15 protein-coding genes are annotated in these 15224 nt (G+C 30.2%); 11 read left to right on the top strand and 4 right to left on the bottom strand.

Features of this window, described 5'->3' with window-relative positions; translation table 11 throughout:
- The first annotated feature begins 43 nt into the window (after nt 1–43).
- Complete coding sequence (locus NST64_RS08855; RefSeq protein ID WP_049418718.1) at nt 44–1021, top strand: competence protein CoiA; 978 nt, start codon at nt 44–46, stop codon at nt 1019–1021.
- A gap of 45 nt (nt 1022–1066) precedes the next feature.
- Nucleotides 1067–2875: an oligoendopeptidase F gene (gene pepF / locus NST64_RS08850; protein WP_002448233.1), complete on the top strand. Its 1809-nt coding sequence runs from the start codon at nt 1067–1069 to the stop codon at nt 2873–2875.
- Nucleotides 2876–3141: 266 nt separating this feature from the next.
- Here pepF and yjbH read toward each other — a convergent pair whose 3' ends face one another.
- From yjbH to NST64_RS08835, 3 genes are all read right to left on the bottom strand, one after another.
- Complete coding sequence (gene yjbH / locus NST64_RS08845; RefSeq protein ID WP_002448109.1) at nt 3142–3939, bottom strand: protease adaptor protein YjbH; 798 nt, start codon at nt 3937–3939, stop codon at nt 3142–3144.
- A gap of 23 nt (nt 3940–3962) precedes the next feature.
- Nucleotides 3963–4328: a truncated hemoglobin YjbI gene (locus NST64_RS08840; protein WP_002448104.1), complete on the bottom strand. Its 366-nt coding sequence runs from the start codon at nt 4326–4328 to the stop codon at nt 3963–3965.
- Between the two features lie 93 nt (nt 4329–4421).
- Nucleotides 4422–4997, bottom strand: a complete 576-nt coding sequence (locus tag NST64_RS08835) for a CYTH domain-containing protein (protein WP_002448184.1) — start codon at nt 4995–4997, stop codon at nt 4422–4424.
- A gap of 209 nt (nt 4998–5206) precedes the next feature.
- Here NST64_RS08835 and NST64_RS08830 point away from each other — a divergent pair, with 209 nt between their 5' ends.
- From NST64_RS08830 to fabI, 7 genes are all read left to right on the top strand, one after another.
- Entirely contained in the window at nt 5207–5554 is a 348-nt protein-coding gene (locus tag NST64_RS08830; RefSeq protein WP_002448177.1) for a UPF0738 family protein, read from the top strand.
- A gap of 16 nt (nt 5555–5570) precedes the next feature.
- Nucleotides 5571–6200: a GTP pyrophosphokinase gene (locus tag NST64_RS08825; RefSeq protein ID WP_002448222.1), complete on the top strand. Its 630-nt coding sequence runs from the start codon at nt 5571–5573 to the stop codon at nt 6198–6200.
- 14 nt (nt 6201–6214) lie between these two features.
- Entirely contained in the window at nt 6215–7021 is an 807-nt protein-coding gene (locus NST64_RS08820) for an NAD kinase (protein ID WP_002448059.1), read from the top strand.
- Nucleotides 7021–7887 (top strand): RluA family pseudouridine synthase, encoded by an 867-nt coding sequence (locus tag NST64_RS08815; protein WP_002455528.1) that lies wholly within the window; start codon nt 7021–7023, stop codon nt 7885–7887. The genes NST64_RS08820 and NST64_RS08815 overlap by 1 nt, the downstream gene beginning before the upstream one ends.
- Nucleotides 7888–7905: 18 nt before the next feature.
- Entirely contained in the window at nt 7906–9291 is a 1386-nt protein-coding gene (gene mgtE / locus NST64_RS08810; protein WP_002455527.1) for a magnesium transporter, read from the top strand.
- Nucleotides 9292–9300: 9 nt separating this feature from the next.
- A complete protein-coding gene (locus NST64_RS08805; protein ID WP_002448029.1) occupies nt 9301–11145 on the top strand; it encodes a monovalent cation:proton antiporter family protein in 1845 nt (614 codons plus the stop codon).
- Between the two features lie 205 nt (nt 11146–11350).
- Nucleotides 11351–12121, top strand: a complete 771-nt coding sequence (gene fabI, locus NST64_RS08800) for an enoyl-ACP reductase FabI (protein WP_002448154.1) — start codon at nt 11351–11353, stop codon at nt 12119–12121.
- A gap of 345 nt (nt 12122–12466) precedes the next feature.
- Here the strand turns inward: fabI and cozEa are convergent, their stop codons facing one another.
- A complete protein-coding gene (gene cozEa, locus NST64_RS08795) occupies nt 12467–13552 on the bottom strand; it encodes a lipoteichoic acid biosynthesis protein CozEa (RefSeq protein ID WP_002448046.1) in 1086 nt (361 codons plus the stop codon).
- A gap of 270 nt (nt 13553–13822) precedes the next feature.
- Between cozEa and NST64_RS08790 the strand changes: the two genes are divergently transcribed.
- A complete protein-coding gene (locus NST64_RS08790; RefSeq protein ID WP_002455526.1) occupies nt 13823–14578 on the top strand; it encodes an esterase family protein in 756 nt (251 codons plus the stop codon).
- Between the two features lie 106 nt (nt 14579–14684).
- On the top strand, nt 14685–15194 hold the full coding sequence (locus NST64_RS08785; RefSeq protein ID WP_049418721.1) for a 2'-5' RNA ligase family protein: 510 nt from the start codon (nt 14685–14687) through the stop codon (nt 15192–15194).
- The last annotated feature ends 30 nt before the right edge of the window (nt 15195–15224 follow it).

Genomic DNA, 15224 nt, shown 5'->3' with positions numbered 1-15224 from the left:
GTAAATGGATCATCTTAAACGTTTAATAGTATGAGGTGAATGCATGTTAGTAGCGATTAATCGTAATAATGAAACCGTATATGCTCATCAAGCCATCATTACTGAAGAATACCGATGTCCATATTGCAAAGAAAAACTTCTTTTAAAAAAAGGGTTAAAAAAGATTCCGCATTTTGCCCATGTCTCTCAAATTAAAAAAAGATGCATGAAAAATGAAACAGAAAAACATTACTACGTTAAATTTTTTATTGCTCAACGTTTAAAACAATATCACTTTAATGTTGAAATAGAACCTTATTTTTCTAAAATTATGCAGTATCCTGATATTCTTGTGGATGCTAAAGTAGCTATAGAAGTTCAATTTTCAAGAATAAGTATAAAAGAGATTAAATCTCGATCAAGAGGATTTGAACAAATTGGAGTTGCAGTTATTTGGCTTATAGAACAATTACAATATCGTAAGGGTTATTTATACTTGAACACGTTTCAAGCTTATTTCATTAATCCGATTGATAGAACGTTATATAGTTGGGAGCATGAAAAACAACTGATAGTAAAGTATGTCAATATACAACATATTGGTGGCCGAAAATTTATTGCGCATAGACGAATTATTCAAATTTCTGAATTATTATCATTCAATGAAAAAAAGAATGAGTCATATTGTTATAAATTGTCAAATAGACATATCAGTCGTTATATTTTTAATTGTAGAAAAAAACGTTCGGTGCTAGAACCGTCTTTAAGTGCTATGTATCAATTACAAATAACTGACGATGAGGTATGTAGAGATACAGGTTATATTTTTTCGTATCAAATTTTTATTGAAAATCATCCAGTACAATGGCAACTCAAGCTTAAGTTGTTGTTAAAACATAACCTTCCCAAGCATTATTTAATGTCGTATTTGAAATTCAGACAATTTTATCTACAGGATATTAATAAAGAAGAAATTACTTTAAAGTTAATAGATGATTATATTCAACAAGTAAGTGGGAGTTTAAACGTGCAAAATAAATAAAAGAATGAGAAAATTATAACATTAATTCATTTAGGAGGTACATGTATGAGTCAACAACTTACTAGAGAAGAGCAAGAACGAAAATATCCAAATGAAACTTGGGATTTAACAACTATTTTTGAAAGCGATGAAGCTTTTGAAAAAGCATTAAAAGAGGTAGAAAGTTACCTAGGTAAAGAAGAACAATTTAAAGGACATCTAGGAGATAGTGCTAAAACTTTATATAATGCTTTAGCTTTAGAAGATGAGATTGGAACACAATTAGAAAAGGTGTATGTTTATGCACATTTAAAACAAGACCAAGATACATCTAACGATAAATATACTGGTTTTGAATCTCGTGCGCATCAACTCATCATAAAAATTAGCTCAGCATGGAGTTTCTTAGTTCCAGAGATTTTGCAAATTGATGAAGAGAAATTAGAATCTTTTATTAAGAGTAACGATGATTTAAAACGTTATGCATTTGACTTGAAATTAATTAATGAAAAACGTCCACATATTTTAGATGCTGATAAAGAAAAATTATTAACCCAAGCGCAAGATGCATTATCAACTCCAGAAAATGTCTATGGCATGTTTAGTAATGCTGATTTAGAATTTAAAGATGCAGTAGATAAAGATGGAAAAAAACATCCTTTAACACAAGGTACATTTATTAAATATTTAGAATCAGATGATCGTGAATTACGTCAGTCAGCTTATAACAACTTATATGAAGCGTATGGTGCATATAACAATACATTAGGCTCAACTTTAGCTGGTGAAGTTAAGAAAAATATTTTCAATGCTCGTGCGCATAACTATAAAACGGCACGTGAACGCGCTTTAAGTAATAACCATATTCCTGAAGAAGTATATGATAATTTAGTTGCAACAGTTCATAAATATCTTCCATTGTTGCATAAATACACTCAATTGAGAAAAGAACTTTTAGGTATTGATGATTTGAAAATGTATGACATTTATACTCCATTAGTTAAAGATGTTAAATTTGAAATGCCATATGACGAAGCTAAAGAATGGATGCTAAAAGCGCTAGAACCAATGGGAAAAGAATATTTAGATGTAGTTAAAGAAGGTTTAAATCATCGTTGGGTAGATGTTTATGAGAATAAAGGAAAACGCTCAGGTGGTTATTCTTCAGGCGCACATTTAACTAATCCATTTATTTTATTAAATTGGTCTGATACAATCTCTGATTTATATACACTTGTGCATGAATTTGGACATTCTGCACATAGTTACTTTAGTCGTAAAAATCAACCATCAAACTCTAGTGATTATTCTATCTTTGTAGCTGAAGTTGCTTCAACATGTAATGAAGCTCTACTAAGTGATTACATGGATAAACATTTAGATGATGATCGACGTCTATTATTACTAAACCAAGAACTTGAGCGTTTCAGAGCAACATTATTCCGTCAAACTATGTTTGCTGAATTTGAACATAAAATTCATCAAATTGAGGAAGCGGGAGAGCCATTAACATCAACTCGTATGAATGAAGAGTACGCTAAATTAAATAGACAATACTTTGGTGATGTGGTAGAAACAGATGATCATATTAGTAAAGAGTGGTCTCGTATTCCACACTTCTATATGAATTATTATGTGTACCAATATGCAACTGGATACAGTGCAGCTCAAAGTTTAAGTCATCAAATTTTAACAGAAGGACAACCTGCTGTTGAAAGATATATAAATGAATTCTTGAAAAAAGGTAGTTCTAATTACCCAATTGAGATTCTTAAGAATGCAGGTGTAGATATGACTACACCAGAACCTATAGAGCAAGCGTGTGAAGTTTTTGAACAAAAATTAGAAGCATTTGAAAAATTAATGAAGCACTAAAAAAAGTGTATTCGTTTTCAATGTGTCTAATTTGTGACATTTTGGATGGAAATGTAGTTTAATATTGAAACGGCGTTTTGAGCGTGTTATATTATATACATGAAATTAATCACATAACAAACATACCCCTTTGTTTGAAGTGAAAAATTTCTCCCATCCCCTTTGTTTAGCGTCGTGTAATCAGACACGGCGTTTTTTTATGCTTAATTATTAAATCAATTTAATATAAAAAGAGCGATACACTTCATATAAGTGATCGCTCTTTGTTATTTCTTAGGCATTTTAGATTGCCAAAATTCGCCGTCAGGATAATTTAGTTTTTCAACTTTTTGTTGTAAAGCTAATTTTTTTAATTCTTTTACGAGTAACTTTTCCGGCCACTCATAAATAGTAAGCAGTTCTTCCATCGTTACTAATTGTTTGGATTGAATATAAGTTTCGAGATTTGGAGGTAATTCTTTTTCGATAGGGCATCCCATTAATTCATTAATAATATAAGTATAAATATGGTAAGGATAAAGACCTTCGACTTTCAAACCTTCTTCATGCACATCTTCACTAAAAAATACAAGTGAAGGCGCTTGTTCAATTTCCATTTCTCTTGCAATATGCAAATCTATTTTTAAACTTTCGGTAAGTTTATTTTTTTGTAAGTCTTCTTTGAAAACATCATAATCTAAACCAGCATTTTTAATACAATTACAAATCATTTCTTCAGTGATAATATCGTTTTTTGGTATAATTTCGTTCTGCATTAAATGAATAAAACGTTCCGCTCTTAATCTACCTTGTAATTCAGCAGCTTTATATGCTAAAGCAATATTATCAAAATCTGAAGTACTTTGAGCTTGACATTTAGTCAAAACCTTTAATGAAGGGTTCAAAATATGTCTGATTCGAATATATTGATTATACTCAATTCTTAATTTAGAAATAATTGCGGATAATTTAAAACAATCTTTATTAAAGGGATCAAAGAATGAATAAATTTCTATTTTATTTACAGGTGACAGATTAGTGCTTTCACGACTCGCATTATCTACAATTTTAAGTTCTTCAGCCATGTTTAACTCACCTTCAATTATATTTAGGAATTCACCATATGGTTAGCAGTTAAACACAATCTTTCATACAAGTATTCGCCAACTCCTGCTGGAAATTGAGCTTTATTGATTGCTTTATACATATTTTCTAACCATGCATCTCTTTCATAAGTAGTAATTCTAAATGCCATATGTCTCTTTTTTAACATTGGGTGACCATGTTCTTGAGTGTATAAATCAGGACCTCCTAGAAATTGTGTTAAGAATTGCTTTTGCTTTCTACTTGTTTCTTTAAAATCTCCAGGAAATAAATGGTTGATTCTTTGATCATTCTCTACTAGAAAGTAGAAATAATCAATCATTTCATACAAAGCTTTTTCTCCTATTACATCATAAGGTGTTGTAGTCATAGTATCACCCATTTCTATTAATATATTTCTAATATAACATGAATTTTTACATTTAAAAGTAATTTGACTTTTCACAAGTTTATTTCATATCTATTATAATTGAGCTTGATATTCAAAAAATCGTTGAACTTTATTTTTAGGTGGCTCGTGAACTAAGTTAAATTGTTTTAATAAATTTTGAAATTTTTCAAAGCCTATTTCATAATCATTGACTTCAAATTCTAATTCATAGTCTGTTTTATCAAAGTATTGACTTTTATCTAATACTAATAGTTCATTTTGAAATTCAACTTCTAGTCTTTCAGTTGTCAATGCACCTAAAACACTTAATTCGTTTTCTCCAATATCAAATTCAGTAAGAATGTTTTGAATATCATTAGGTAATGTTGATTTGACAATTGTTTGTCCAATATGAGGATTCATATCGATTAGATGATTATATTCTATCAAGCCAACTTTAGCTGGTACTTTTAGTGTGATTTCAAATATGTTTTGTTTAACACGTATTCTTAAAGCAGAACGATGATCACGTAGTTTAAAACTAGGTGTTTCAATATAATAATTGATTTGAGTGAATGGTGTGAGTTGTTTAAAATAAGAAGCTTTAATCGCGTTATATGTATTGAAATCAATTAATTGCTTAAATTCAATTTCATTATTAGTACTCATAATTACACCTCATTAGACAATCTTTAGTATATTATTGTAGTTCATTATGACGGACATTTGTAAAAAATTAAAGTAATAACAATACTAAAAATAAAATATATAGAGCTAAATATTTAATCGTTTAGAGCATACTTGAACTATGGTACTCAAATGTGTGTTTGAAAGTTAAATTATGTTAAACTAATAAGGAATAATAAGGAGGAACAAGCATGCGTATATATGTAAATGAAATTAAAATCAAAGATGATAGCATTTATTGCTACTCAGAAGATCCAACTGATGGATTAGATGAAGTAGGACAAATGCTTGTAGATAGTGATAATTTTAGTTTTGCTTATTTATTAGATGATGGCTCGTCGTATTCATATTTGATTTTTGTACAAGAGACGTGGTCAATGTTACATAATAATAGAGATAAAAAAGTAATTATTAACGATGAATTAGAATTAGAACATTTTCAAGATGAGTTAAGTTATATCCTAGAAAATGTTGAAGGAAATAATAACTATGGTAAGGAGTTTGTTTCAGCAGTTGAAGAAACTTTCGAACTAAAGTGAAACGGAGTGGAACCATATGAATCAATGGGAGCAATTTTTAACACCATATAAACAAGCTGTCGATGAATTAAAGGTGAAATTAAAAGGCTTACGTAAGCAATATGAAGTTGGAGAAAACGCCTCACCCATTGAATTTGTAACTGGTCGTGTAAAGCCTATTACAAGTATCATTGATAAAGCGAATAAAAGGGGAATTCCTTTTGATCGATTACGTGAAGAAATGTACGACATAGCTGGTTTAAGGATGATGTGTCAATTCGTTGATGATATTGATGTAGTTGTTAATATGCTTAGACAACGTCAAGATTTTAAAGTTGTCGAAGAAAGAGATTATATTAACAATACAAAACAAAGTGGTTATCGTTCATATCATGTAATTATCGAGTATCCAATTGAAACATTAAGTGGTCAAAAAATGATATTAGCTGAAATTCAAATTCGCACATTAGCAATGAATTTTTGGGCTACAATCGAACATACATTAAGATACAAATATGATGGAGATTATCCTGCTGAGATACAACATCGTCTAGAAAGAGCAGCTGAAGCGGCTTACTTATTAGATGAAGAGATGTCTGAAATTAAAGAGGAAATACAAGAAGCTCAAAAATATTATACTCAAAAACGTGCAAAAAAACATGACTGATGAGGTGTCAATACATGCGTTATACGATTTTATCTAAAGGTGACTCTAAATCAAACACGCTTAAACATAAAATGATGAATCAAATGAATTCTTTTCATATGATAGAGGATACAGAAAATCCAGAAATAGTGATATCTGTTGGTGGAGATGGAACACTTTTGCAAGCTTTTCATCAGTATAGTCATATGTTATCAAATGTAGCATTTGTTGGAGTACATACTGGTCATTTAGGTTTTTACGCAGACTGGTTACCTCATGAAGTTGAAAAATTGATTGATGAAATTCATCATTCTGAATTTCAAGTGATTGAATATCCATTACTTGAAATTATTGTTAAATATAATAACACTAAAAATGAAACACGCTATCTAGCACTCAATGAAGCAACTATGAAAACTGAAAATGGATCAACATTAGTAGCAGATGTCGCAATTAGAGGTAAACATTTTGAACGATTTAGAGGAGATGGTCTATGTATTTCCACGCCTTCTGGGTCGACGGCTTATAATAAAGCACTAGGTGGTGCACTGATTCATCCTTCTCTTGAAGCCATACAAATTGCTGAAATTGCATCTATTAATAATAGAGTATTTAGAACGGTCGGTTCACCCTTAGTATTACCAAAGCATCATACATGTTTGATTACACCTGTAAATCATAATACAATTAGAACAACAATTGATCATGTCAGTCTAAAACATAAAAATGTGAGCGACATTCAATTTAGAGTCGCAAATGAAAAAGTACGTTTTGCTAGATTTAGACCATTTCCTTTTTGGAAAAGAGTTCATGATTCGTTTATTGAAAGTGAAGATGATTGATGAAATTTGTATACCATATTCATAGCGAAGAAATGCTTAAGACATTTTTACAACGTCATAATTATTCAAAGAAAACAATTAGCGCCATTAAACGTGATGGCGCTTTAATTATTAATAGGCAACCTGTGACAGTTAGATATATGTTGAAAAAAGATGATCATCTTATTGTTAAACTGCCGGAAGAAGTTCCAAGTACATATCTTCGTCCTTCAAACAAACATATTGAAATATTATATGAAGATACATATTTAATTATCGTTTCAAAACCGGTCCATTTAAATTGTGCACCTTCAAGAGAACATCCTCATGATAGTTTAATTGAGCGCGTGATGTATTATTTAAATCATTCTACGAATAAAGTACAATATATAGTACCTCATATTGTTACAAGATTAGATCGTAATACGACGGGCATCGTTATCTTTACTAAACATGGTCATATTCATCACCTTATGTCGACATTTGAAATAGATAAGCGATATATATGTGTGTGTTACGGTAAAACTAAAGAACAATCTATGATAGAGGCACCTATTGGTAGAAACAAAGATAGTATTATTACTCGGTGTATTACGCCATCTGGTAAATATGCAAAAACTGAATATAAAACGTTGAGTAGTCATCACAGTGCAAGTTTATGTGAAGTTAAATTACATACTGGACGAACACACCAAATTAGAGTTCATTTTAAGCACATTGGTCATCCACTTATTGGGGATGACTTATATGATGGTTTTCATCCTCGGATTCAAACACAATCTTTACAGTGTTATAAAGTAAAATTTATACATCCAATATATAATAAAGAAATCGAGATTATTTTAGACTATAAAAACTTAGAAAAAATATATCAAAGTGTAAATTAAAATTAGGAGGTACACTTGATGTCATTAAATACAGAAACAACTGACATACAACATAATAAAGTATACAATCAAAAACTACTAGATGACAGTTTAAACCGCAATGATATAGATCAATTCAGAAAAGAATTTCTAACTTTACATCAATATGAACAAAGTGAATATTTTGAAAATACAACGAATCAGAATAGACAAAGAATATTCGAATTTTTATCGCCTCAAGAAGTGAGTAGATTTTTTAATCAATTAGATATTGAGGGGAAAGAATATGAAATATTATTTGATTCAATGCATGCACATTATGCAAGTGAAGTATTAGAAAATATGTCTACAGATAACGCAGTTGATATTCTAAATGAATTATCTAACTCAAAAGTTGCCAGTTTATTAGCTTTGATGGATAACAGAGTCACAGATAAAATCAAAAAGTTATTACATTATGAAGAAGATACTGCCGGTGGTATCATGACTACTGAATATATTTCATTGGATATTGGCACATCTGTAAAAGAGGCACTCATGCTAGTTAAAAATCAAGCACCTGACGCAGAAACGATATATGTGATTTATGTCGTTGATACTGCCGGTCAACTCGTAGGTGTTCTATCTTTGAAAGATTTAATTGTAGCAAATATTGAAGCTCATGTTGAAGAAGTAATGATTCAACGTGTTGTAAGTGTAAATGTAGAAGAGGATCAAGAACGTGTTGCTCAAAAAATGAAAGATTATGACTTTATTGCCATGCCTGTTATCGACTATCAACATCATTTAGTAGGGATTATCACAATAGATGATATTTTAGATGTCGTAAATGAAGAAGCAGATGAAGATTATTCACGTTTAGCAGGGGTTTCTGATACTAAATCTACTGATCAATCAGTATTTAAGAAAGCATTGAAGAGATTACCGTGGCTGATTATTTTAACATTTTTAGGTATGATAACAGCAACGATTCTGGGTGGTTTTGAAGATACATTGTCGCAAGTTGCATTATTAGCAGCATTTATCCCTATTATAAGTGGGATGTCAGGAAATTCAGGAACGCAATCATTAGCAGTGTCTGTTCGTAATATTTCTAATGGTGATATTAAAGAAAAAAGTAAACTTAAAATAGCTTTAAAAGAAGCAGGCAGTGGGTTAATCACTGGTTTTGTGTGTGCAGTGATTTTATTCTTAATTATTGTCATTATTTATCGTCAACCCTTCTTGGCACTGATTGTAGGTGCAAGTTTAACTATTGCCATGACAGTAGGTACGTTAGTAGGCTCAATGATTCCAATCTTAATGAATAAAATTCATATCGATCCTGCTGTCGCAAGCGGACCGTTTATTACAACTATCAATGATATTGTAAGTATGTTAATTTATTTTGGCCTTGCAACAACATTTATGTCATATCTAACATAGGGGGATGAAATGGGATTTTTTTCTTTGGTCATAGTCGTCGTCGCAGCATTTCTTACACCGATTATTGTTAATCGATTAAACGTCACTTTTTTACCTGTTGTCGTAGCTGAAATATTAATGGGAATTATTATAGGAAACTCATTTTTAGGACTTGTCCACAAAGATGAAATGTTAAACATTCTTTCAACATTAGGTTTTATCTTTTTAATGTTTTTAAGTGGACTGGAAATTGATTTTAGCGCATTTAAAAAAGACACAAGAAAGAGACAGGGTATTAATAAAAATGAAAAGAATTTACCCAGTCATTTACAATTAGCACTTACAGTTTTTTCATTAATAATGGTGCTTTCGATCATTTTAGCATTTGCATTTAAATGGTTGGGCTTTGTAGATGATGTATTATTAATGGTCATTATTATTTCAACCATTTCATTGGGTGTAGTCGTGCCCACACTTAAAGAAATGAATATCATGCGTACAACAATAGGACAATTTATATTATTAGTAGCAGTATTAGCAGATTTATTTACGATGGTTTTATTAACTATTTATGGTGGAATCAATGGTGAAGGCGGAGGGTCAATTTGGCTATCTGCAATTTTAATCGTGTTTACTGCAATATTTTATTTATTAGGTTCTGTATTTAAACGGTTAAATTTTATGCAACGCTTAATGGGTGGTACAACACAAATTGGCATACGGGCCATTTTTGCATTAATCATTTTACTCGTTGCTCTTGCTGAGGGGGTTGGTGCTGAATATATATTAGGTGCTTTTTTAGCTGGTGTAGTTGTATCACTGTTAAAACCTGATGAAGAAATGATTCATACCTTAGATTCATTTGGATACGGATTCTTTATACCAATATTCTTTATTATGGTCGGTGTAGATTTAGATATACCATCTTTAATTAAGGAACCTTCTTTACTTATTATAATTCCGATACTTATATTGTCCTTTATCGTTTCTAAGTTGATTCCTGTCTTATTTATTCGAAGATGGTTTGATACTAAAACAACCATTGCATCAGCATTTTTATTAACATCTACACTTTCGCTTGTTATTGCTGCAGCAAAAATTGCTGAAGAATTAAAAGCAATTACTTCTGAAATGTCAGGGATATTAATATTAAGTGCAATTATTACATGTGTATTTGTACCTATTGTATTTAAAAAATTATTCCCAATTCCAGATGAAGTGAACCGAAAAATTGATATTGCGTTAATTGGTAAAAATCAATTGACTATTCCAATTGTTCAAAATCTGACTTCACAGTTATATAATATAACGTTGTTTTACCGTAAAGATTTAAGTGATAAGCGAAATTTACCTGACAACGTGACTGTCATTGAAATTAGTGAATATGAAGAAAGTTTATTAGAGAGACTTGGCTTGTTTAATCAAGATATTGTCGTGTGTTCTGCTAATGATGATGGTTTAAATAAAAGGATAGCAAAATTAGCTAAATCTCATGGTGTAAACAGAGTTATTTGTCGACTAGAAAATAGTGGTGATGATGAAGAATTAAAAACAGATGGTATTGAAGTATTTAGTAACTTTATTAGTAATAAAATTTTCTTAAAAGGTTTAATTGAAACACCAAATATGCTAAATATTTTAAGTAACGTTGAAACGTCACTATATGAAATTGAAATGTTAAATTATAAATATGAAAATATTCTATTACGTCATTTCCCATTTGGTGGGGATATCATATTTGTACGTATTGTTAGAAATAATGAATCCATTGTACCACATGGAGATACGCAACTTAGATATAAAGACCGTTTAATTGTAACAGGTTCTAAAGAATATGTAGATGAACTCAAATCTGAATTAGAATTTTATTATTAATCCATTTAAAAGAGAGGACAAAATAAAGGGTATCTTTGAAAAATAACATAAAAAGATACATTACTTTGTGTACCTCTCTTTTTATTGAGAGGATTTGAAAATTTATTATTACTTTATTAAATATTATTAACAATGGTAAAATATGTATGTTAAAAACGTTTATAATGAACGGATTAATATAAAGTAATATAAGGAGATAATTTATATGATTAATTTAGAAAATAAAACCTTTGTCATTATGGGTATCGCTAACAAACGTAGTATTGGTTTTGGCGTAGCTAAAGTATTAGACGAATTAGGTGCGCATCTCGTATTTACATATCGTAAAGAACGTAGTAAAAAGGAATTAGAAAAATTATTAGATCAATTAAATCAAAAAGAGCATCATCTTTATCAAATAGATGTTCAAAAAGATGAAGATGTCATTAATGGCTTTGCGAAAATCGGTGAAGAAGTTGGAAATATTGATGGCGTCTATCATTCAATTGCATTTGCTAATATGGAAGATTTACGTGGTCGTTTTTCTGAAACATCTCGTGAAGGATTCTTACTTGCACAAGATATTAGTTCATATTCATTAACCATTGTAGCTCATGAAGCGAAAAAAATTATGCCGAATGGTGGTAGTATTGTAGCTACAACTTATTTAGGCGGAGAATTTGCAATTCAAAACTATAATGTGATGGGTGTAGCAAAAGCAAGTCTCGAAGCAAATGTTAAATATTTAGCATATGATTTAGGCCCAGATAATATTCGAGTCAATGCAATTTCTGCTGGACCAATTCGTACATTAAGTGCTAAAGGTGTAGGTGGATTGAATTTAATTCTTAAAGAAGTTGAAGAACGTGCACCGTTAAGACGTAATGTAGATCAAGAAGAAGTGGGTAGAACTGCTGCTTATTTATTAAGTGATTTTTCAAGTGGTGTAACTGGAGAAAATATCCACGTAGATAGTGGTTTCCACGCAATTAAATAAGTTTAAATTGAAAAATAGTTATAAGATATATGATAAATCCAAGAGTCTGAGACAATGAGTTGTCTTAGACTTTTTTTATAAATCGACAGTTGATGACTGAATTGAAAATGCATTTATATCAAGCTTTATTCAATTTCAGTTCCAAGGTTAGAACATAGAAACTTTCAATAAGAACATCTACGTTCAACGCAAATTGGGGATGCATTGATGATGTGGAACGGCGACTTAAAAATGAATTTTATCCCTCATCTAGCTTTATATTATTCAATGTGATATGACATAAAAAAACTGCGAATAGAATATGTTCTATCCGCAGTAAGTAATTAAAAAGCATTAATAATTAATTTAATCTTTAACATCGCTATTTGCTTTATCAATGATACGTTGACGATACTTAAATACATTTCTTGCTATTGTTTTTAATACTGCATAAAGTGGAACAGCAATTAAAATAAGTGTGAATCCTCCTAAATCACCCGCTGCTAAGATAACAACAATGATTGTAAGTGGATGAATACTTAGTGATTTACCCATGACGTTAGGTGTGATGACATTACCTTCAAGTTGTTGTGCAATTAATGTAACAACACAGACCCAAATAAATGTTGATGGACCATCGATAATCCCTAATATTGCAGCAGGCGCAAATGATAACCAAGGTCCTAAAAATGGGATTAAGTTTGCTACACCAGCGAATAATACAAGCAATGGTGTATAAGGTAACCCAATAAGGCTATAACCAATATAAAGAATAATACCTAAGATGAAACTAACAGTAACTTGACCTTGAATATACGATTTTAAGGTATAATTTAAATCTTTGAGTAAATCAACAACAAAAACTTTACGTTCTCCTTTGAAAAATTTACCAATTGCTGGAATAAATTTTTCATGATCTTTTAACATATAAATCAAGAAGAACGGTACCATAATCAATAAGAAAATGGTTGAAATAAGAGATGTGATATAAGTGATTGAATTTGCTAATATACCAGTTAAACTATCACTGATTGATTTCATTGCTGAATTAATTTTCGCTGTTACATCACTTGGTAATTTATCCATTTGATTTAATGAGAAATTAACCACTTGTTCTGCATCACGTTGTAAAGTTGGTGTTGCTTTGATTAAATTATTAACATTAGAAATAATAATAGGAGCAATGAAAGCTACTACGATAGCGATAATAGCGATTAATACGATAAAGATAGTTAAAATACTTGCCCAACGTGGGAAACCCCATTTTTCCAAAAGTGTTTGAAAAGGTAAGCAGATATAAAATAAAAATCCACTTAATAAGAATGGAAGAAACACTGAACCTATAATAGTTGCTATAGGTGTAAATACACTATGCACTTCCATAAATAACTTTATAAGTACGAACAGGATGATTAAGAAAATTCCAGTTCGAAACCATACTTTATTAAGCATAGACTTACTTCCTCCTAAAGTAATCAATTCATTAGTAATAAGTATATCTTAAATAAGAGATGTTAAAAAGGAAAAATTGATTAACTAAAAAATAATTATATTATAATATTTAATTGTATAAAAATATATGAGCTTAATTAAACAATTCCTAATTCTCTTAAAAAAGTATATAGAATCTAAAATAAAAAAGCTTATTATAAACGTTTATATCACTGTCACTAATAAATAAAATTGATACAATATGAATATATATGAAGGAGAGAGGATAATATGGAAGAATTTAAAGCTGGAAAAATTAATAAATATATTTTAAATAGTAAAATTCTAGAAAGAGATATCACATTGTCGATTTATCTTCCAGAAGATTTTACTGAATTATTTAAGTCTCAGGTGATTATTTGTTTTGATGGATTGGACTTTTTCCGATTTGGAAGGATTCAGCGTGAATATGAACGTCTAAGAAAAGAAGAACATATTGAACGTGCCATTATTGTTGGATTTCATTATGAAGATGTTGAGAAACGTAGAGAAGAGTTTCATCCTCAAGGTAGTCGTAGTCAAAAGACGATTCAGTCAGTAGTTAAAGAACTTTTACCTTTCATTGATCAAACGTTTCCTACATATAAAGTGGGAAATTCTAGATTATTAATAGGAGATAGTTTAGCTGGAAGTATTGCCTTTCTTACTTCATTGACTTATCCTTCAATATTTAGTCAAATAGCTATGTTTAGTCCGCACTCAGATCATACTGTTCTTGAAAAATTTGAGACATGTAAGCAACGTAATCGATTAACAATTTGGCATGCGATTGGTAGAGATGAAGTCGATTTTAAATTACCAACGACTGGTGAGCAAGCTGATTTTTTAACTCCAAATAGAAAGCTATCAAACCTTATTGAACAAGATGAGTGTGTCACTTACGTCTACAATGAGTTTAATGGTAGTCATAATTGGAAGTCATGGAAACCTATGATCGGAGATATTCTCTATTATTTTTTAAATAATAATCATAGTACATATGAATAGTCTACATATCTTTTTTGAAAGCCTTTTCAATAAAACGTTGTATCTAATAACGTATTAAATAGAATTTTGATATAATAGAAGTATGTTAAACAAAGGAGGAATTTCAATGAAGATAGGATTAGCACTTATTCCGGCACAATCATTTCAAAATGAAGTAGATGGCTATCGTAAGCGTTATGATACGGAGTATGCACGTATTATGCCACATATTACGATTAAACCTCACTTTGAACTTAAAGAAACAGAATTAGATTCATTTAAAGACGAAGTTAAACAAAAATTAGATGGATTTAAACCTGTAGAGGTCCACGTGACAAAAGCTTCAAGCTTTAAACCGACAAATAATGTTATTTATTTTAAAGTTGAAAAAACAGAAGAATTAGAAAATTTATTTAATACATTTAATACCGAATCATTTTATGGTAAAGCTGAACATCCATTCGTTCCTCATTTTACGATTGCTCAAGGTTTAACGAGTCAAGAATTTGAAGATATATTTGGTCAAGTGAAGCTTGCAGGAGTAGACCATAGAGAAACCATCGATGAACTTTCATTGTTACATTACAATGAAGATGAAAATAGATGGAACATTGTTGATAGTTTTAAACTAGCATGATATGTATATAAAAAAGAAGTCAAAACTAAA

This window comes from Staphylococcus sp. FSL W8-1268 (assembly GCF_038003965.1).
GTDB classification, from domain to species: Bacteria; Bacillota; Bacilli; order Staphylococcales; family Staphylococcaceae; genus Staphylococcus; species Staphylococcus hominis.
Note: the sequence above shows the minus strand (reverse complement) of the source record. Positions and strands in the feature narration are given on the sequence as shown.